The 18,196-nt window shown below is 50.2% G+C and carries 15 protein-coding genes, 1 tRNA gene and 1 other RNA gene; 6 read left to right on the top strand and 11 right to left on the bottom strand.

Annotated elements, in window-relative coordinates:
* Positions 1 to 30: 30 nt before the first annotated feature.
* The 4 genes from TREBR_RS06910 to TREBR_RS06925 all read left to right on the top strand — a co-directional run bounded on the left by TREBR_RS06910 (position 31) and on the right by TREBR_RS06925 (position 1,911).
* Complete coding sequence (locus TREBR_RS06910; RefSeq protein WP_013758477.1) at positions 31 to 921, top strand: VIT1/CCC1 transporter family protein; 891 nt, start codon at positions 31 to 33, stop codon at positions 919 to 921.
* Positions 922 to 1,084: 163 nt separating this feature from the next.
* Positions 1,085 to 1,168 (top strand) — tRNA-Leu (locus TREBR_RS06915).
* Positions 1,169 to 1,281: 113 nt separating this feature from the next.
* Positions 1,282 to 1,512 carry an FmdB family zinc ribbon protein gene (locus TREBR_RS06920; RefSeq protein WP_013758478.1) on the top strand — a complete coding sequence of 77 codons (231 nt, stop codon included), beginning with the start codon at positions 1,282 to 1,284 and terminating at the stop codon, positions 1,510 to 1,512.
* 3 nt (positions 1,513 to 1,515) lie between these two features.
* On the top strand, positions 1,516 to 1,911 hold the full coding sequence (locus tag TREBR_RS06925) for a zinc ribbon domain-containing protein (RefSeq protein ID WP_013758479.1): 396 nt from the start codon (positions 1,516 to 1,518) through the stop codon (positions 1,909 to 1,911).
* On the opposite strand, the gene TREBR_RS13640 is transcribed toward TREBR_RS06925, so the two are convergent.
* Positions 1,903 to 2,715, bottom strand: coding sequence for a response regulator (locus TREBR_RS13640; protein ID WP_013758480.1), 813 nt, complete (start codon positions 2,713 to 2,715; stop codon positions 1,903 to 1,905). The two genes, TREBR_RS06925 and TREBR_RS13640, sit on opposite strands and share 9 nt — an antisense overlap.
* Positions 2,712 to 3,686 carry a hypothetical protein gene (locus TREBR_RS06935; protein ID WP_013758481.1) on the bottom strand — a complete coding sequence of 325 codons (975 nt, stop codon included), beginning with the start codon at positions 3,684 to 3,686 and terminating at the stop codon, positions 2,712 to 2,714. The genes TREBR_RS13640 and TREBR_RS06935 overlap by 4 nt, the downstream gene beginning before the upstream one ends.
* Positions 3,687 to 3,748: 62 nt before the next feature.
* Between TREBR_RS06935 and mfd the strand changes: the two genes are divergently transcribed.
* Together mfd and TREBR_RS06945 are read left to right on the top strand one after the other, a co-directional pair.
* On the top strand, positions 3,749 to 7,306 hold the full coding sequence (gene mfd, locus TREBR_RS06940; RefSeq protein WP_013758482.1) for a transcription-repair coupling factor: 3,558 nt from the start codon (positions 3,749 to 3,751) through the stop codon (positions 7,304 to 7,306).
* A 29-nt stretch (positions 7,307 to 7,335) separates the two neighbouring features.
* Entirely contained in the window at positions 7,336 to 7,977 is a 642-nt protein-coding gene (locus TREBR_RS06945) for an HAD family hydrolase (protein WP_013758483.1), read from the top strand.
* A gap of 447 nt (positions 7,978 to 8,424) precedes the next feature.
* On the opposite strand, the gene rodA is transcribed toward TREBR_RS06945, so the two are convergent.
* The 9 genes from rodA to rpoD all read right to left on the bottom strand — a co-directional run bounded on the left by rodA (position 8,425) and on the right by rpoD (position 18,192).
* Positions 8,425 to 9,738, bottom strand: coding sequence for a rod shape-determining protein RodA (rodA, locus tag TREBR_RS06950; protein WP_013758484.1), 1,314 nt, complete (start codon positions 9,736 to 9,738; stop codon positions 8,425 to 8,427).
* A gap of 20 nt (positions 9,739 to 9,758) precedes the next feature.
* Positions 9,759 to 11,639: a penicillin-binding protein 2 gene (gene mrdA / locus TREBR_RS06955; RefSeq protein WP_013758485.1), complete on the bottom strand. Its 1,881-nt coding sequence runs from the start codon at positions 11,637 to 11,639 to the stop codon at positions 9,759 to 9,761.
* The gene (gene mreD / locus TREBR_RS06960) at positions 11,639 to 12,139 is read right to left on the bottom strand and encodes a rod shape-determining protein MreD (protein WP_013758486.1); all 501 of its coding nucleotides are present in this window, start codon (positions 12,137 to 12,139) and stop codon (positions 11,639 to 11,641) included. The genes mrdA and mreD overlap by 1 nt, the downstream gene beginning before the upstream one ends.
* The gene (gene mreC, locus TREBR_RS06965; protein WP_013758487.1) at positions 12,136 to 12,987 is read right to left on the bottom strand and encodes a rod shape-determining protein MreC; all 852 of its coding nucleotides are present in this window, start codon (positions 12,985 to 12,987) and stop codon (positions 12,136 to 12,138) included. Before mreC ends, mreD begins: the two co-directional genes overlap by 4 nt.
* A gap of 13 nt (positions 12,988 to 13,000) precedes the next feature.
* Positions 13,001 to 14,038 carry a rod shape-determining protein gene (locus TREBR_RS06970; RefSeq protein WP_013758488.1) on the bottom strand — a complete coding sequence of 346 codons (1,038 nt, stop codon included), beginning with the start codon at positions 14,036 to 14,038 and terminating at the stop codon, positions 13,001 to 13,003.
* A gap of 15 nt (positions 14,039 to 14,053) precedes the next feature.
* On the bottom strand, positions 14,054 to 15,013 hold the full coding sequence (locus TREBR_RS06975) for a tetratricopeptide repeat protein (protein WP_013758489.1): 960 nt from the start codon (positions 15,011 to 15,013) through the stop codon (positions 14,054 to 14,056).
* Between the two features lie 28 nt (positions 15,014 to 15,041).
* Positions 15,042 to 15,455: RNase P RNA component class A (gene rnpB / locus TREBR_RS13975), an RNA gene on the bottom strand.
* Between the two features lie 12 nt (positions 15,456 to 15,467).
* The gene (locus TREBR_RS06980; RefSeq protein ID WP_013758490.1) at positions 15,468 to 16,322 is read right to left on the bottom strand and encodes a zinc ribbon domain-containing protein; all 855 of its coding nucleotides are present in this window, start codon (positions 16,320 to 16,322) and stop codon (positions 15,468 to 15,470) included.
* A 70-nt stretch (positions 16,323 to 16,392) separates the two neighbouring features.
* Positions 16,393 to 18,192, bottom strand: coding sequence for an RNA polymerase sigma factor RpoD (gene rpoD / locus TREBR_RS06985; protein ID WP_013758491.1), 1,800 nt, complete (start codon positions 18,190 to 18,192; stop codon positions 16,393 to 16,395).
* Positions 18,193 to 18,196 lie beyond the last annotated feature (4 nt).

Raw genomic sequence — 18,196 nt, forward strand, 5'->3', positions numbered from 1 at the left:
TACTGGTACAATTCATGGAGGAGATCGATTATGAAAACACAAGCCGGACAGCTCAAGCCGTCCACGCTCAAGTTTTTGACGGCGATGCAGATAAATGAAGAAACAGAATCCGTCATATACGGCAACGTTGCCCGAACGGTCAAAGACGAACACAACAGAAACGTTCTGCTGAAAATAGCCGCGGAAGAAAAAAAACACGCCGATATTTGGGCGCGTATCACCGGTAAAACCGTAAAACCCCAAAAGGGAAAAATCTTCCGGTACACCGTGCTCAGCAAACTGTTCGGTTTTACGTTCGCACTGAAACTGATGGAAAAAGGTGAGAACGGCGCATCCGGAAAATATGAAAGTATCAAAGATGAAGTTCCCGAAGCGCTCTCGATTGCCGCGGAAGAAGACCGGCACGAACGGGAATTGATCGATATTCTGGATGAAGAACGTCTGCAGTACGTCGGCTCTATGGTACTCGGGCTGAGCGACGCGCTCGTTGAATTGACCGGCACGCTCGCCGGCCTTACGTTCGCGCTGCAGAACAACCGGCTGGTCGCGCTTTCGGGACTGATCACCGGCATTTCGGCAACTTTGTCCATGACGTCGAGCGAATACCTTTCGGCACGTTCCGAAGGACACAAAAATCCGCTGAAATCATCCCTTTACACGGGAATCGTGTATCTGGTAACCGTTGCGTGTCTGGTACTTCCGTATCTCGTACTGCCGGCGGATGCGTTCGTTCCGGCAATCGTCATTCTGCTGACGGTCGTCGTTCTGATCATTTTGGGATTTACGTACTACATTTCGGTTGCAAAAGATCTGCCGTTCGGCAGACGGTTCGGAGAAATGGCCGGAATCAGTTTATCGGTCGCTGCCGTTTCGTTCGGTATCGGCTTGCTGGTCAAGCAGTTCCTCGGAATCGACGTATAGCGAACGTAAACGGAGAATGTACGGACGGCAATCGCCGCAACCGGCAACCGGCCGCGTTTTTTCCGGCAAGAAATTTCACCGCAAGTACCGCTTAATTTGAGCGGTGCCGCTTGACACTCGGCGTACATTCTGATATATTACTTTTGTTGCCGTTACGGTATACGCCCGGATGGTGGAATTGGTAGACACGCTAGTTTCAGGTACTAGAGCTCGTAAGGGTGTGCAAGTTCAAGTCTTGTTCCGGGCAGAACCGGTTTGTAAGATTTCTTACGAACCGGTTTTTTTATGCAAAAATACTAGCCGTATCGGTCAAAAATCAGTATATTGTACAATAACTAAAATAGTTAGAGGTTTTTTGCAATGCCTACGTATGAATACGAATGTGAATCTTGCGGAAAACGCTTTGAAGCGTTTCAGAAAATGTCCGACGCCGCACTTACCGAATGCCCCGGCTGCGGCAAACGCGTGCGGCGCGTGTTGAGCGCCGGAATAGGTATTTCCTTTCAGGGAAAAGGTTTCTACGTGAACGATTCCCATTCCGGCGAAAATCACAACTGCGGCGGTTCGTGCCCGAATTGCAGCCATTCGTAAGCGATGGATACGAAAAAAGCCCGCTTTTTTTGCGAAAACTGCAACACCGAAGTACGGCGCGATGCGAAATTTTGCAGTAAGTGCGGGCATTTTTTTGCGTCGGTACGGTGCCCGGTCTGCGGCAAAACCGGCAGTCCGTCTATATTCAAAGAGGGCTGCCCGGTCTGCGGGTATGCCGTCGGAACGTCCGATGAAAGCGACGAAGCGGAAAAACCGATAAAAAGCAAATTATCCCGAAATCTCAAAAAGAAAATAAAATCGGCGTTTGAAAACGCTCCGATTCAAGACCGTCCGCGTTCCAAAGACAAGAACGATCAGCTGCCCGTATGGATATACGCCGTTACCGGCGGAATCCTCGTTGCACTGATCGTCGTTCTGTTCCGGTATTCGCTATTCTGACACCGCGGTGCAGCGCAGCGTCAGTTCCGCTCCGCTTTCGATGATTTCCGCCCGTACGGAACTGATACCGTTTTCGTTTTTCAGCGTTGCATCGGTAATCACCGTGCCCGCTTTCAATCCCGGCAGCGCGTGCTGATCGGGCAGAAACGTAACGTACGGCGGTTCGTACCGCACGACCTTGCCGGTAACGAACGAGCCGGTCTTCGGATGCACGAACAGCAGTTTGCATCGTTCGGCGGCATTGCCTTTACCGGTGCATTCGGGAAGCGGAACGCTGCCGCCGTGTGCCGCTTCGTCCGAACGCAGCGGCACGCTTTCGGCTATCACCGATTCGACGGTAACCGGAAAATCGGACGCCTCGCTATCAGCTTCATCCGCCGCGTTGGCTGCATCCGCCTCATCGGCTTTTTCATCGGCAATCACCAAGCCGCCCGCAGATTCCGCGCCGCCTTGCAGCAGTCCGCGCAGTTTTGCAAGCTGCGCTTCGTCCGTTCCAGTGATATATCCGCGAACACCCAGCCAATGCGCCTTTTGTATTTCCGATTCGTCGAAACCGGCCGGCGCAAGCAGCACGATATCGGGCTTGAATCCGGGAATGCAGCTTTCGGCGTACTGAATGAACGTTTTCCACTGGCGCGGGTAATCGACCGCACTCAGGATGACCAAATGCGGCGTAATCTCTTCCACGTTGTCGAGCGCTTTCAGCAGCCAAGTATACGTAATCGTATCGTAGCCGGCGTCGTGCGCGTACGACACGAGCAAGTCCGTATTATTTTTTGATGCAGAAACGATGAGCGCTTTCATTCCGTCCCCAGATTTTCAACAGTGTAATCGTATATCTGCCAGATACCGTCGCGCTGCCGCACGTAATACACATACCGTTTTTTCTCGCGATACGTATCGTATTTGAACCATTGCGTCGTCGTAACCGTTCCTTCCGTTTGCGAATAAACGGTTTTATCGATCGTATATTTTTCGGGAATGGACACGATGTTCATATCCATACGGGCCTGCATCAAATCGGTCTTGTAATTATCGAGCATTCGGCTGCGGTCAGCCGCCGAAGCCGCGCGGTATTTACGGCTGCGAACTGCGTCGCGCAGCAGCATTTGTTCAACGTCCATATACAGAAAAAACTGATCCCACAAGCTGCGCTGCCGGGCAATGATAGTCTGTTCGACCACCTTATCGGGAGAGATCGCTTCGGGCTGCAAAAGCTGCGCGGTTACCGGCGCCACGGGAATCGCCGAAGAAGCCGCCGCGGAAGGCGAGGGACGTACTTCAAGCGTCAGCCTGTTCGAGGTAACCGCGGAGATCGCACGCGATTTGTACAATTCCGGATAAAAAACGACTTCCGCATAATATACCGACGGATCGGAAACGACGACGTAATCTTTCAAATTTTCCGTAAACGCGTATTCTTCGCCGCATTCAAGCGATATCTCGCGGAAATACACAGTCTGAAGCGTCGTCCGTTTACGGATAAGCGTGTCGGTCTGCGCGAGCTTTGCGTTTTTCGCCGTGAACACGTTGAAATCGACGCTGAACGTACGGTCGTCCGCCAATTTGAACCGGAGCGTTTCCGAACCGGTGTTTTTAACCGTAACGTGCACGTAAACCGGATTATCCACCGCGCTGCCCGGATAATACATCGTTTTATTGTAAAATCTGACCGATACCGATATGTCGGGATTCACAGGGGCCGAAGATGTTTGTCCGAAGGACTGGGCAAACATGATAAAACCCGTTATAATAACCGCAGCAATACGTTTCAATATGGTTTCTCCTATATAAAATTCGGAACAGTATACAGATACTTTATTATCGGACAATATATATGAATACATTATTATCAAATTCTTTGCAAGAGACAGTTCATCACTGGGACAGCGTCGGTTCAGCCGTACGGTTGTTTTCTTCCGATTCGGCCGTTTTTCCATACGAATTGGAAGGCGTACAGGGAAGTCTGTACGCGTTTTTAATCGCCGAATACGCCGCTGCGAATCCGGGTGCAACGATAGTCATCATCGTGCCGAATGAAAAGGACGCGCAGGATTTTGAACTCGACTTGTCGGCCGCCGCCCCCGGCGTATCAGTGGAAAAACTGTCCTGGTGGGGAATGGTGCCGTATCGAACAGTGCCGCGCGGATCGTCCGTATTCGGCGAACGGGCGGCGCTGCTGGCAAAACTTGCCGCACGCCGTGAAAAAGCTATACAAACGGCCGTACCGCCGTCTGGCACTTCAAATTCTGCCGATACGGCAATTTTTATCGTGACACAGCGCGCGCTTCAGACACCGGTGCCGCCGCCTGACTACGTAGAATCGCTGCTTTTCCGCATAAGAAAAGGGGACAGTTTTGACCCCGCGGCGATCGCGGAACGCTTGTCCGCCCAAGGATACACCAGAGTTCCGCGCGTTACCGTCCGCGGTGAGTTCACGCTGCGCGGAGAAGTACTCGATATTTTCATGCCCGGACAACAGTGCGCGCACCGGATCGTATTCGATTTCGACACGGTGGAACAGATTAAAACTTTCGACCCGGAAATGCAGAATTCGCTAGAAACGCTCGGCGAACTGTTGATTTATCCGATGAAAGAAGTCGTCTGGACGGACGAGTTTGCCCACAAACTTGAAACGGTTCTGCGTACGTCGAACGAATACGCACCGGTTAAAACGAACGTCCTGACCGAAGACGGCAAAAATCCGGAAGACGTTTATTCGGCAGCGGCGGACAAACTGATCGGTGAACTGCTGATTCAGCGGGAGAGTGAAGGCGAAGAGCTGTTTTATTCGCTGCTGTTCGACCGCGCCCATTCGATTCTCGACTATCTGGACGCACGGGCGACGGTGTTTTTCTTCGATTACGACCGGCTCGACAATGCGCAGGAAAGTTTCGAGCGCGAATATACAGGTTTGTACCGCAAAGCCCGCGTCGTGCAGCCCGTGCCGCCGCCGCAGCAGCTCTTATTCAAATTCGGAGAACTCGTGCCCGTTCACGAAAAACGGGTACTGTTCAGAACGCTCCATACGAACGTCGTCGAACAGGCGACGCAGGAAAAAACGGGCAAACGGCGGCTCTTTTTTGAAGCCGATCCGCCCAGAAGTTTTTTCGGCAACATCAACTATCTGAAAGAATCGATCGCGTCGCTCGTCGCCGACGGCTGGACCATCTATATTTACGCAGACAGCGAAAACCAGTCGCTGCGCGTCAAAGAACTGCTCAAGGATTTTGCCGACAAACCGGTCGTCGTCGTTCCCGAAGCGCTTTCGGCCGGGTTCGGCATACCTGCGCTCAAAGTGCTCGTCGTTCAGGAAAACGAAATATTCGGACGGCGCAAACATATTCCCAAATCGGTCAAACACGTTAAAAGCGCCGTCATCGACACGTTCGTAGAACTCAATCCGGGCGATTACGTCGTGCACGTCAATTACGGCATCGGGCTGTTTAAAGGCATCGAGCGCGTTAAAGCGATGGGAAACGAACGCGATTATATCAAACTCGAATACGACGATGAAGAAATCGTTTTTATCCCGATCGAGCAGGTCAACCTGGTTCAGCGTTACATCGGCAACGAAGGCTGCGCGCCGCGGCTCGACCGGCTCGGCTCAAAAAGCTGGGAAAACCGTAAAAATAAAGTCAAAAAATCGGTCGAAGACATTGCGCAAAAACTGATCGACTTATATTCGCGGCGCAAAGCGGCACGCGGGTTTCCGTTTCCCAAAGATACCGAGTGGCAGACGGCGTTCGAAGCGGCGTTTCCGTACGACGAAACCGACGATCAGCTTACCGTAACGGCGGAAGTTAAAGCCGACATGGAAAAACCCGTTCCGATGGACAGGCTCATATGCGGAGACGTCGGCTACGGAAAAACGGAAGTCGCCATGCGAGCCGCGTTCAAGGCCGTCATGGGCGGAAAACAAGTGGCGTTTCTCGCGCCGACGACGATTCTTGCCGAGCAGCATTACGAAACCTGCACCGAACGCTTTGAAAACTTTCCCGTCAGAATCGCTCACATGTCGCGCTTCGTCTCCAAAGCCGAACAGAAAAATATCCTTGAAAAGCTCAAAACCGGCGGCGTCGATATTTTGGTGGGAACGCACCGTATCATTCAAAAAGACGTAATTTTTAAAGAGCTCGGCCTGATGATCATAGACGAAGAGCAGCGATTCGGCGTCAAGGACAAAGAACGGCTCAAGGAACTGAAAACCAACATCGACTCGCTGGCCATGAGCGCGACGCCCATACCGCGAACGCTGCACATGAGTCTGCTGAAAATCCGCGACATGAGTCTGCTCACCACGCCGCCGCAAAACCGGCAGCCGATCGAAACCGTCATCGACAGCTATAACGACGATCGCGTCGCCACCGCTATCAGACGTGAAGCAGAACGCGGCGGACAGGTGTTCTATCTGCACAATCGCGTTGAAACGCTTGAAGAAACGCGCATAAAGCTGGAACAGTTGGTTCCCGAAATGCTCGTAGACACGGCGCACGGCCAAATGAGCGCGGGCGAACTTGACGACATATTCCGCCGCTTCAAAATGGGCGGTTTTCACGTACTCGTGGCGACGACGATTATCGAAAACGGTATCGACATTCCGAACGTCAACACGATAATCATCGACCGCGCCGACATGTACGGAGTGTCGCAGTTGTACCAGCTGCGCGGACGGGTAGGCCGCAGCGACCGCAAAGCGTACGCGTACCTGCTGTATCCTGAAAACAAAGCGCTCTCCGAAATCGCCATGAAGCGGCTGCAGGTTATCAGCGACTTTACGGAACTCGGGTCAGGATTCAAAATCGCCATGAAAGATATGGAAATCCGCGGCGCAGGCAATCTGCTGGGAAAAGATCAATCCGGCGAAATGTATTCGGTCGGATTCGACTTGTACCTGCGGTTGCTTGAAGAAGCGGTACAGCGGCTCACGAACGATCATTACGAAGCGGAAAACGAAGTGCTGCTTGAACTCGAATATACCGGATTCATTCCCGATTCGTATATTACCAATCCGCAGACGAAAATGGAGATTTACAAAAAGATTTCCGGCATTGCAAATCGCGACGAGCTTGAACGGATGTACGGAGAATTGCAGGATCGGTTCGGCCCGATTCCGGACGAGGTTTCGAGTCTGCTGTCGCTCGCCGAAATCAGGATTATCTGCAAAAAACTGCACATCGCCACGCTCAGGGAACGCGGCGGAAAGGTCAACATCGAATTCGCGCAAGTGTCCGGTATTTCGGTTGAAAAAGTGTTGCGGCTCATCAAGGAAAGCGGCGGCCGTGTAAAATTGGACGCAGCCCGCCCGAACGTATTGCTGCTTGAAATCGGTAAAATCGGATTAAAAGAAAAGAGTGAGTTTATCCGCGAAAAACTGGAAACATTGCTTGCATAAAGAAGCGCTCGGCGCTTCGGGAGGTTATTATGATAAAAGCAGTCATTTTCGATTACGGGAACGTGATTTCGGTAACGCAAACCGGAGATTATACGAAAGAAATGGAAGCAATGACCGGTGTTCCGGCCGCCGTATTTAAAACCGTGTACGACCGATTTCGCTTTGAATTCGACCGCGGTACGATTACCGGCGCGCAGATGTACGCCCAATTGCTTGAAGCGGAAGGTTACCGCGAATTGGCGGCAAATACCGAGCTCATGAGCAAAATCGCATTGCTCGACATGCAAAGTTGGCGGCCGTTTCACCAGGACGTAACGGAATGGGGCCTCGGTCTGCAAAAACAGGGTTTCAAGCTCGGAATTCTATCGAACATGCCGTGCGAATTTCTGGCCTGTTACGGAAAAGACATTCCGTTGTTTACCGCCGCCGACTACGCCTGTTTTTCCTGCAACGTCCGTCTCATCAAACCGGAACCCGCAATTTATCACGATGCGCTTGCAGGTTTGAACGTTCAACCCGAAGAAGCCGTTTTTTTCGACGACATCGCCGAAAATATCAAGGCCGCTCAAAACCTCGGAATACACGGATGCCTGTGGACCGGACTTGAACAAGGAAAAACGGATTTCAATCGCTTAGTGGAAACGTACGGCTCATATCACCGCGAGGCATGAAAGTGAGTGGCTAGGGCAAACGTAATGTTTTGCCCTTTTTCGCTGTCTTTTAAGCTTCTGATAATGTATATTCTGTCTACCAATAACTGCTAACATCTGCCAAATCATTATTTTACACATTTTTCCCGTAAAACACCTACGGCATCCGTTCTTTTTTACATAAGAAAACACAGCGTAATTATAAAACACAATCAACACTTAATAATACATGAAAGGTTATAAAAAAAATATACAGGCTCACAATCAACCTTAACTATAAAAATCTCAGCACCGTAAGTGTTATAAAAATCCGTATACAAAATAATACATGTATATAAATATTCCAGCTGACAACGTTTTCAACCTCGAGCGTCTGAGCGGTTTCATCTGATTGGAATAATAGTGTCCCGTACAATAAAAGTCAAAGTTCGGAACAGAACGGTCTGATTCTCTCGCCTCGATAAGCTGTTAATAAGAAAAATTCATTTGCCGAAAATTGATGCTCATCAAAAGACCGACGCAAATCATTCCCGTCCACAGCGACGATCCACCGTACGACAAAAACAACAGCGGAATACCGGTTATAGGCATAATTCCCATGACCATACCGACGTTTACTACAAAATGAAAAAAGAACATTGCCAGAATACCGGATGAAATATAATAGCCGTACAAGTTTTTCGTATTTCTTATGATTACGATTATCCGAAACAACATAATAAAATACACAAAAAAAACGACGGCGCTGCCCAAAAAGCCCCATTCCTCCGACAGAATACTGAAAATGAAATCCGTACTTTGCTGCGGCAAAAACCGATAATGACTTTGAGTACCGTTCAGGAACCCCTGCCCGAACAAGTTGCCGGAACCGATTGCAACCTTTGACTGAATGATATTCCAACCCGCGCCGAGCGGATCGCAATTCGGATCGATAAACACGATCAAACGTTTAATCTGATACGGTTTCAGTACGTGCGCGGCTGCAATGGACGCGGCAAGCGCAAACGTAATGATACCGAACGCATAGGCAATCCAGTAGTAATACTTGTTTTTGAACAGCGCGTTTCCGATAATCCCGATCAGACTGATACTTCCGGCAGCAATAATAATGATAAATCTGATCCGGTCGTTCGTAAAAATCTTTATCCATGGAATGGAACGCCGCGCAATTTCCGCTTCCCAAACCGGAAGTACGGTAAAAACGACGGTCAGCAGACCGGCGCAGAAAACCATCATCAGATATCTGACCGGAATTCCCGCCATAAAACACATGACCAGAAAAATCGGAATATACACGCTTGCGGTGCCCAAATCCGGCTGAAGCAAAATCAACAACAGCGGAACGAGCATGATGCACAAGGACCAAATAAAACGCCGTCGCGGCGCCACGCTGTCCGAACGTTCAAGATACCATGCAAGAAAAATGATATAAATGATTTTACAGAATTCGGACGGCTGAATTCCCAAGTCGCCGATACCGAGCCAGCTGCGCGCACCGTTGACGTATTTACCGAAAAAAACCGTATAAAGCAGAATCACAACGAGACCGATAAAAAACTTGGGCGCGTGCCGCATGAATTTCCGATAATCGAGTACGGCAGTCGTGATCATCAGGATAATGCCCGTACCGGCAAAGATAAGCTGCTTGATATATTCGTTTGAAACCGAAATTCCGGACGAGTTGATACCGGACGAATAAATGAACGCAATTCCGAATCCGGTCAAAAGCAGTACGCAGAAAAAGAGAATAAAATCGAATAACGACAAAAAATGCAACTTCATATTTATTCCTTTTATTCCTTTTATTCCTGACGTCCCACGGGACGGGTCAAATATCTGAAACCGAGGGCATCGATCGCTTCTTCATACGACTGATTGGCAAAAATCCCCTGCATGATAATATTGGTTGCATACGGTGCCCACCATTCCCACTGATTTACGGCTTCAACCAATACGGCGGTAACAACGGCGTCTTCCGGCGGCGCGTCGTACGGTGCGTACGCGATGAACCAGGAATGCCACTGATTTTTATACTGCGCGACTTCACCGGTTCCGGATTTTCCAGCAATCTGAACCACTTTATTGTTCAGAGGAAACTGTACCGTTCCGTCCGTAACCGTATAGCGCATGTCGGCCTGCACGGTGTTCCACACCGAAGAATCGATACTTGACTCATGCAGCACTTCCGGTTCAACGCGGGAAATGACATCATTGGTAACCGGATCACGAACTTCTTTGAGCAGATGCGGCTTGTATATTTTTCCCTCGTTCACCACCATGGCAACGGCATCGGCCATATGCAGCGGCGTTACCAGCGTGTACCCCTGCCCGATCGACGTACTCATCGTGTCACCGCCGAGCCATTTTTCATGGTATCGCCGTTCTTTCCAATGCGCCGTAGGAATGAATCCCGCAGACTGGCTCGGCAAATCGATATCCAGCGGCTGCCCGAGTCCGAATTCTTTTGCATAAGAAGAAATCAGATCGATACCGAGATAATCACGACCGATCGTCCAGTAATAAACGTTGCACGACTGTGCAAGCCCGTTTTTCAAATCCATATAACCGTGTCCGGGCGGCCCGATGTGGCAGTGAAACGTACGGTCGCCGTATTTCAGCAATCCGGTGCACTCTATCACTTTATCCTGCGGGAACGCGTTCTCGGCAAGCATCGCCGTCGACATGATCACTTTAAATGTCGATGCAGGCGGATACGCGGCGTTCACCGCGCGATTGAGCAGCGGATTGTTTTTAGCCGCGGCGACCTTTGCATATTCAGCGGAAGAATCTTCCGCACTGAACAGATTGGAATCAAAATACGGATACGAAACCATCGCGAGTATTTCACCCGAAGCGGGCTTCAGCACGACCACCGCACCGACACGGGTGCCGAGTGCCTTTTCAGCCAATTCCTGAATTTTCAAGTCAAGCGTCAGTACCAGATTTTTACCCATTTCGGGTGTCCGAACGGTCAGCGCATCCGAAAGCAAGCGGCCGCGCGCGTCAACCGTCGTAGATTCGGTGCCCGATTTCCCCTGCAACAGCAAATCGTATTGTTTTTCGATACCGGTTTTGCCGATAATGCTCGTATTCGTATAGCCCTGATTGTACAGAACTTTCAGCTCTTCACGGGTAATATCGCCGACGTAGCCGATAATATGCGACACGGAACCCGTTTCAACGTAGTTTCTGATCGGCTTGGATCTCCATGAAACACCGGGCAGATCGGTGCTGTTTTCCGCAATATCGGAAATGATGCCGAACGGAACGCTCGACTTTATTTCAACGGATGTGTACGAACGCCGCAAATTCTTCGGGATTTTCGTATCAATCACCGTCTTGTCGATTCCGAGCAGCGCGGCAAGCTTCGAGGCAACCGTATCGTATTTATCCGCCGGAATTTCACCGGGAATCAAGTCCACGGCGAACGAATCGGTATTTACGACCATCGGCAGCGTCGCGTTCCGGTCGTAAATTTCTCCGCGCTGAGCCGGTATCGTTTTCATCCGGCTGGAAATGGATTCGGACTGTTTGCGGTACACGGCGCCTTCAAGCACCTGCATTGAAAACAGTTTCATCGTATACACGGCGAACAATACCGTTATCATCGTTCCCAAAATCCACAGCTTCGGATCTTTTTTCAGCGACCGCCCCGATTTATCCCGCAAATCGTTTACGCGCATTACAGTGTTTTCTCCGCACAGAGGGAAGCAAACAACCGTAAAAAGGCAAAGACGGCCGGCGTCAGCAGCGTATTCACGGTCAGTTCAAATACGAACGCTGCTGAAAACAGATCGTACGCAATAACTCCGTTCGGAAAAAAGAACGAAACGACGTACAGCAGCAGCGCCTTGAAAACGGTTGCGATAAATCCGAGGACGGCCGGAATCATAAAACCGGAAACGTTCAATGATTTGTGAAACAGGCCCGCCGCAAAACCGATCACCGTCCGCAGCAGGCAATTCAATCCGAGCGGAGCGGCGCTTAAAAAATCAAGAAAAAGTCCTGAACAAAATCCGGCCGTCTCACCGAGCAACGAACCGTTGTACACCGAAACGAACAAAACGGTAATCAGCAATAAATCGGGAACAGCCGGCAGCAGCATGATATTTGAAAGCAGCGCCGTTTCAACGAGCGCGCACAGCAGCAGCAGGAAAAGACTTGAAACGAAAGCCCGGATCATTCGGCAACTCCTTTCATATCGACGACGATCACCGTTTCAAGACGGGCAAAATCGATTATCGGCGTCAGTTCTATGTTCAGGGAAGAATCATAATCCTGCACCGTTATCCGGGATATGGAACCGATGGCAATATCTTTCAGATAATTCTCGTTTTCACCGGACGTAACGATGATATCGCCGTACTGCAATTCGGCGAGAACGCGTTTTTTAATATATTCCATCGACAACGGGAGATCTCCCGATCCCAAACCGCTGACTATCCCGACGTCCCGCGTCTTCTGAATACGAGCCGAAACGTTGCAGTCGTAGTCGTACACCGGCATCACCAGACTCGTCACGTAACCGACGCTGATTATTTTGCCCACGAGGCCGACCGTTCCGTTCTGCACCGCGATAACCGGCATATTTTTTCTGATGCCGTGCCTGCTGCCCTTACTGATCGTCAGCGCCGAGTATTGACTGTTCGGATCACGCCCGATAATCTGAGCCGGAAAATTGGTATATTCAAATTGTTCGGTAAAGCCGAGCTGTTCGCGCAACCGCTCGTTTTCCTTTCTCATATCGGCGTTGGCTTGCTGCATGTATTCGTAATTATGCAGCTGCTCTGTCAGCCGTTCGTATTCCTTACGCAGCACGCGAATCTCGTTTACCGCTGAAACGGCACCCTTAATGCCGTTTCCCACGGCACTGACGCCTTTTTGCATCGAGGAGAATACGGTAAATCCGAGAGTCTTAAAATCGACGATAAATCCGCCCGACGACAGCGCGAGCATCGTTCCCGATAAAATCACCAGAAAAACGAAGACGAACAGCGGAAGACGGAAATGCAAGCGTTTTCGTTGAGCCATGCAGCCGATCCGCTTAATTGTTCAGGTTATCGTAAATACTTCGGTCGGAAGATATGTCGCGGAACAGCTCGAACGCCTGACCTGCTCCGATAGCGACGCATTCCAACGGATTTTCAACCAGAATAACGGGAACGCCGGTTTCTTTTGAAATGAGCTTGGGCAGCCCTTTCAGCAGCGAACCGCCGCCGGTCATGACGATACCGCGTTCAACGATATCGGCCGCAAGTTCGGGCGGCGTCTTTCCCAGCGTACGTTTAATTTCTTCCACTATCTGCGTAACCGGGTCTTTGAGCGCTTCGCGCACTTCCACGGAATCGATTTCAAGGCGCCGCGGAAGTCCGGTAATAGCGTCGGTTCCTTTTATTTCCATTTTTTCGATATTTTTGTCCGGCGCGGCGTTTCCGATTTCCATTTTGAGCCGTTCCGCAGTCTGCTGCCCGATAACCAGATTATGCACGCTGCGTACGTGTTTGATAATCGCTTCGTCGAATTCGTCGCCGCCCAAACGGATGGCACTCGTAATAACCATGCCGCCGAGCGAAATGACGGAAACTTCGGTCGTACCGCCGCCGATATCGCACACCATATGACCGGCCGGTTCGTTGATCGGAATCTGGGCACCGATTGCAGCCGCGAGAGATTCGGCGATACATTCGACTTCTTTGGCGCCGGCTTTTACGGCAGCTTCCTCTACAGCGTGTTTTTCAACTTCAGTAATGCACGTGGGAATACCGATCTTCATGCGGGTCGATTTGAAAATCTGATGGCGCGGAATTATTTTTGAAATGAAATACCGGATCATCTTTTCGGTACTGTCCATATCGGCTATAACGCCGTCTTTCAGCGGACGAATCGCGGTAATGTTGCCCGGAGTTTTCCACAGCATACGTTTCGCTTCAGCTCCGACGGCAACGACTCGATTCGTCCCTTTTTCAACGGCGACGACCGACGGTTCGTTTATTACGATACCCTGTCCGCGTACGTATATCAGCGTATTGCAGGTTCCAAGATCTATACCGATATCTGTAGAAAACTTATCAAAAAATCCCATACACCCATCCTTGTTCTATTTGTATTCGGCCATTTTTTTTAAGGCGCCCTGATGATTCACGTCGATACGGAGCGCTTTGCGCCATTCCGCGCGGGCTTTAATCAAGTCGCCCCGATTTTCATATATTACACCAATTCCATAGTACGCGTCAGCAGAATTCGGATCTTTTTCAAGAATTGTTTGAAATTCCGCCAACGCTTCGGAAAAATTCTTTTCATCGAGATAAATCTGTCCCAGCAGCGCGTGACTTTTCAGTTTCAGTACGTCGTCGGAACTGTCCATGTTTATCCGGTGCAGATATGCCTTTGCCGCAGTCGGCTGACCGTTCTTATAATACTGCTCCGCAATGGACAAAAGCAATACGTCCGATTCGCGGACTAAAAGCGCTTCCGTAAAAGCCGCGATACTTTCACGCGTCATCCCCAACGCAGCGTAACTCAAGCCCAAATATTCGGGAATATCGTCCGCCGAATATCCGGCATCCTGTGCCGCACCCAAATACGCTACGGCAAGATCGCTGTAGTAATGATACGCCGAAAGCGTATTCTTGTAAAAATACGCTTTACCCAGCATGTACATGATCTGCGGCTGAACCGATTTTTTTGCGGACAGAAGCGCGACGCGCAAACAATTTATAGATTCGTCCAGATAAGACTGCGCCTGCACCGTGTCCGTCTGCGCGACGGCAAGGTAAAATCCCGCATAGCCGCGGAACGTGAGCGCCGTATTGTGTAGGATTTTCTTTTCAAGAATCAAAGACGTCATATCGTACACCGCTTCATACCGGCCCGCGTTCCACTGCGCGTATATGTCGTCGATTTTTACCGAAGAAGCCGTCCGTGAATGAACGAAGCGATATACCGGAATCGCGATCGCCGCCGCAACGGCGATAATCAATACGCACACGGCAAAACGGCGAAAAAACGTATTTTTCCGTCTGACAATATCGCGCCGCATGTCGTATTTCTTTTTCATCGTCACCGCAATTCCTACAAATATAAAAAAAGCAGAAGATACCGTAAGCCGGGTTCTGTTCCCCGCGATGAACCGAATACGGTTCATCGCGGCATGGCCATCTATCCAGAGTGCAGATTACCCTGCACTTCAAGCGGTCTACCCGTAACTGCGGAAAGGAACCCTTTCCGTATCGGAATTACAGTTACTGCTTGACCTTGCTCCAAATGAGGCTTGCCCTGCGGCATCCGTTACCGTCTGCCCGGTGGGCTCTTACCCCGCCTTTTCACCCTTACCCCGTCGCCGGGGCGGTTTATTTTCTGTTGCGCTGTCTGTCAGAACCGCGACCCGAAAGCCGCAATTCCGCCCGGTCGTTAACCGGCATTTTTTCCGAAGGAGCCCGGACTTTCCTCTCCCGGTTGCACGGAGTATCGTACAACCGGCAGCGGCCACGTATCTTCTGCTCGATATCCAACTATTCGTCGAAATCCATTTCCTTGGTATCTTCCCGTTCGTCCTCTTCGGCGTCGTCTTCAAATTCTTCGTCTTCAAAATCGTCGTCAAGGTCTGCAAGACTCCCGGCGTCTTCAATATGAAAGTATTCGTTTTCGCCGTCCGTCTGTTCTTCATAAAACAGAATACGGCTGCAATACGGACAGAACACGATTTTATCGCCGTTATGGACTTCGTTTGCAAACTGAGCCGGCAGAATCATGTGACAACCGTCGCACACGTTGCCTTTTACCGCAACGATACCTTTGCCCTGTTTGCTCTTTATGATACGTTCAAATTTGAAAATGATTTCAGGATCGATGCCGGGAACGATTTCCGCCTCGCTTTTTTTAAGCTCGGCAAGCTGCGCTTTGTAGCCGTCGATCGTGCGGGCAAGCGATTCTTTACCGGAATCGAGTTCCGTCTGCTGCGTGTCGATCAACTGCTTCGTCTGCTGCAGCGACTCGTTCAGATCGGCAAGAGATTTTTCTTCTTTCTGGAGGTCTTTACGGATCTGGGTTTCCCGTTCCGTTGCGTCTTTGATTTCCTTATCGAGCGCTTCGTATTCGCGGTGTGTCGTAATGGAATCCATGCCTTTTTCTCCGCGTTCACGGGCGGCGATCGCTTCTTCCAAATCGCATCTGAGTTTGGCGTTTTTTGCCTTTACTTCTTCGTATACGGCGTTCTTTTCGATGTATTCTTTTTTGAGACGGGCGAGCAATTCATCCTGAGAATTGAGCAGCTTCGGCGAATCGTCGATTTTCGATTCTATCTCATATTTTTCTGCAAGAATATCTTGCAGCATCTGTAATTTGTCAAACACATCCGTCATTTCCATGAAACAAACCTCTTACATTCTGTTGGTATAATTTATACTATTATTCTTTTAATGTCTAGGGCGCAGCGGGTCAATCTATGTAATCCCGCAATCCGCCGGAACGCCGGGGATGCCGAAGCCGCCGCAGCGCTTTTGCTTCTATCTGACGGATACGCTCGCGGGTAACGTTAAAATACAAGCCCACCTCTTCCAGCGTGAGGGAAAATCCGTCGTCAAGTCCGAACCGCATTTTGAGAACTTCCTGTTCGCGCGGCGGCAGCGTCGCCAGAATCGAACGCAGATGGTCTTGCAGCATCGTGTAAGCCGTCTTCGCGGCGGGATTTTCGACTTCCTTATCTTCGATAAAGTCTCCAAGCAGAGAATCTTCTTCTTCACCGATCGGCGTTTCAAGCGAAATGGGTTCACGCGCAACGCTTTTCACCTGTTTGACGCGATTCACCGGCCAGCCCAGCTGAGCGGCGATCTCTTCGTCGGTCGGCTCGCGTCCGAAGCGCTGCATCAGCTGACGCGATTCGCGCACCACTTTATTGATTTGCTCGATCATGTGCACCGGTACGCGGATCGTACGCGCCTGATCGGAAATGCTGCGCGTGATAGCCTGGCGTATCCACCAGGTGGCGTACGTGGAAAACTTATAGCCTTTGCGGTACTCGAATTTTTCGACCGCCTTGATAAGACCGATGTTGCCTTCCTGCACCAGATCGAAAAACTGCAATCCGCGGTTCGTATATTTTTTTGCGATGGAAACGACCAATCGCAGGTTCGCGTTGATAAGGCGGTTTTTCGCTTCTTTCATCATGCGCCGGCCGCGATCGATTTCTTTCGCCATCGAAAGGATTTCCGAAACGTCGTTTTCAAATTCGTATTCGAGACGGCGCAGTTTGCGGTCTATTTTCTGAATCTGCGTATACACTTCGCGGATTTCATCCGCGGACATACCCAAGTCGTATTCGAGCTTCGTCCGTTCGGATTTTATGGCGATCCGCTTACCCAGACTGCGCAATTCGCTGTAATCGGAAATACGCAGTTCTTTCGCTTTCTTTTCCTGCCGGTGCCGATATTCGCTGATACGCTTGGTTGCTTCAATAAACCGGGTGGAAAAGCGTTCGATTTCTTCGGACTGAATGTCTATGAGCTGCAGCGACGGCAAAATCTTTTCACGAAGCTCCACCAGATTGGAATCTTCAAAAATCTGCCGGGTCTGATCCACTTCGTACAGCTGTTTTTTCAGCTGCATATATCCTTTCATGTCCGCAAAAACCGGTTTGATATGTTCACTGTAACTCGTCTTGAGCCGGCGCTTTTCCGTCATTTCTTCGTTGATTTCCTTGCGGTTCCGGCCGGGTTCGTGTATGTCGATGCGCGAAAACGCACGTATTCCGATGCTGTAAAATTCGGGAATCAGGATACCGGATTTTTTAATCACGTTTTTAATGATATTTTCGCCGTCTTCCATTTTTTTTGAAAGGAAAACTTCCTGCTCCGCCGTCAGCAGATGCTCTTTACCGATTTCGCGCAGATATAATCTGACCGGATCGTCTCCGCTTGAATCCTTATCGTTGTAGACCAGCCGTTTGCGCTCAGGTTCTTCGGGTTTGGTTTCTTCCTCGGTAGAATCGTCGTCGTCCGACGCGTCGTCAGCCGAAGCGTCGTCAGCCGAAGCGTCGTCAGCCGAAGCGTCGGCATCGTCCAGCGTGTCTTCTTCTTCGATTTGGACGTGATTTTTTTCGAGCAGCATCAAGACGTTTTCCATCTTGTCGGTGTTCAGAATTTCAGGAGGCAAGTATTCGTTAAGTTCATCCCAGGTAACCGAATGTTTTGTTTTTCCGTATTCAAGCAGTTTTGTAATCGCAGGATCGAGTTCATCCATCAGT

The sequence above is a fragment of the Treponema brennaborense DSM 12168 genome (genome assembly GCF_000212415.1).
GTDB classification, from domain to species: Bacteria; Spirochaetota; Spirochaetia; order Treponematales; family Treponemataceae; genus Treponema_F; species Treponema_F brennaborense.

Bases quoted from the DNA above. Each gene is read 5' to 3' on its own strand.
- TREBR_RS06920 (WP_013758478.1), top strand. From the start codon at position 1,282: ATGCCTACGTATGAATACGAATGTGAATCTTGCGGAAAACGCTTTGAA.
- TREBR_RS06945 (WP_013758483.1), top strand. From the start codon at position 7,336: ATGATAAAAGCAGTCATTTTCGATTACGGGAACGTGATTTCGGTAACG.
- TREBR_RS06975 (WP_013758489.1), bottom strand. From the start codon at position 15,013: ATGAAAAAGAAATACGACATGCGGCGCGATATTGTCAGACGGAAAAAT.
- TREBR_RS06980 (WP_013758490.1), bottom strand. From the start codon at position 16,322: ATGGAAATGACGGATGTGTTTGACAAATTACAGATGCTGCAAGATATT.
- rodA (WP_013758484.1), bottom strand. From the start codon at position 9,738: ATGAAGTTGCATTTTTTGTCGTTATTCGATTTTATTCTCTTTTTCTGC.
- TREBR_RS06925 (WP_013758479.1), top strand. From the start codon at position 1,516: ATGGATACGAAAAAAGCCCGCTTTTTTTGCGAAAACTGCAACACCGAA.
- TREBR_RS06910 (WP_013758477.1), top strand. From the start codon at position 31: ATGAAAACACAAGCCGGACAGCTCAAGCCGTCCACGCTCAAGTTTTTG.
- mreC (WP_013758487.1), bottom strand. From the start codon at position 12,987: ATGGCTCAACGAAAACGCTTGCATTTCCGTCTTCCGCTGTTCGTCTTC.
- mreD (WP_013758486.1), bottom strand. From the start codon at position 12,139: ATGATCCGGGCTTTCGTTTCAAGTCTTTTCCTGCTGCTGCTGTGCGCG.
- TREBR_RS13640 (WP_013758480.1), bottom strand. From the start codon at position 2,715: ATGAAAGCGCTCATCGTTTCTGCATCAAAAAATAATACGGACTTGCTC.
- mfd (WP_013758482.1), top strand. From the start codon at position 3,749: ATGAATACATTATTATCAAATTCTTTGCAAGAGACAGTTCATCACTGG.
- TREBR_RS06970 (WP_013758488.1), bottom strand. From the start codon at position 14,038: ATGGGATTTTTTGATAAGTTTTCTACAGATATCGGTATAGATCTTGGA.
- mrdA (WP_013758485.1), bottom strand. From the start codon at position 11,639: ATGCGCGTAAACGATTTGCGGGATAAATCGGGGCGGTCGCTGAAAAAA.
- rpoD (WP_013758491.1), bottom strand. From the start codon at position 18,192: ATGGATGAACTCGATCCTGCGATTACAAAACTGCTTGAATACGGAAAA.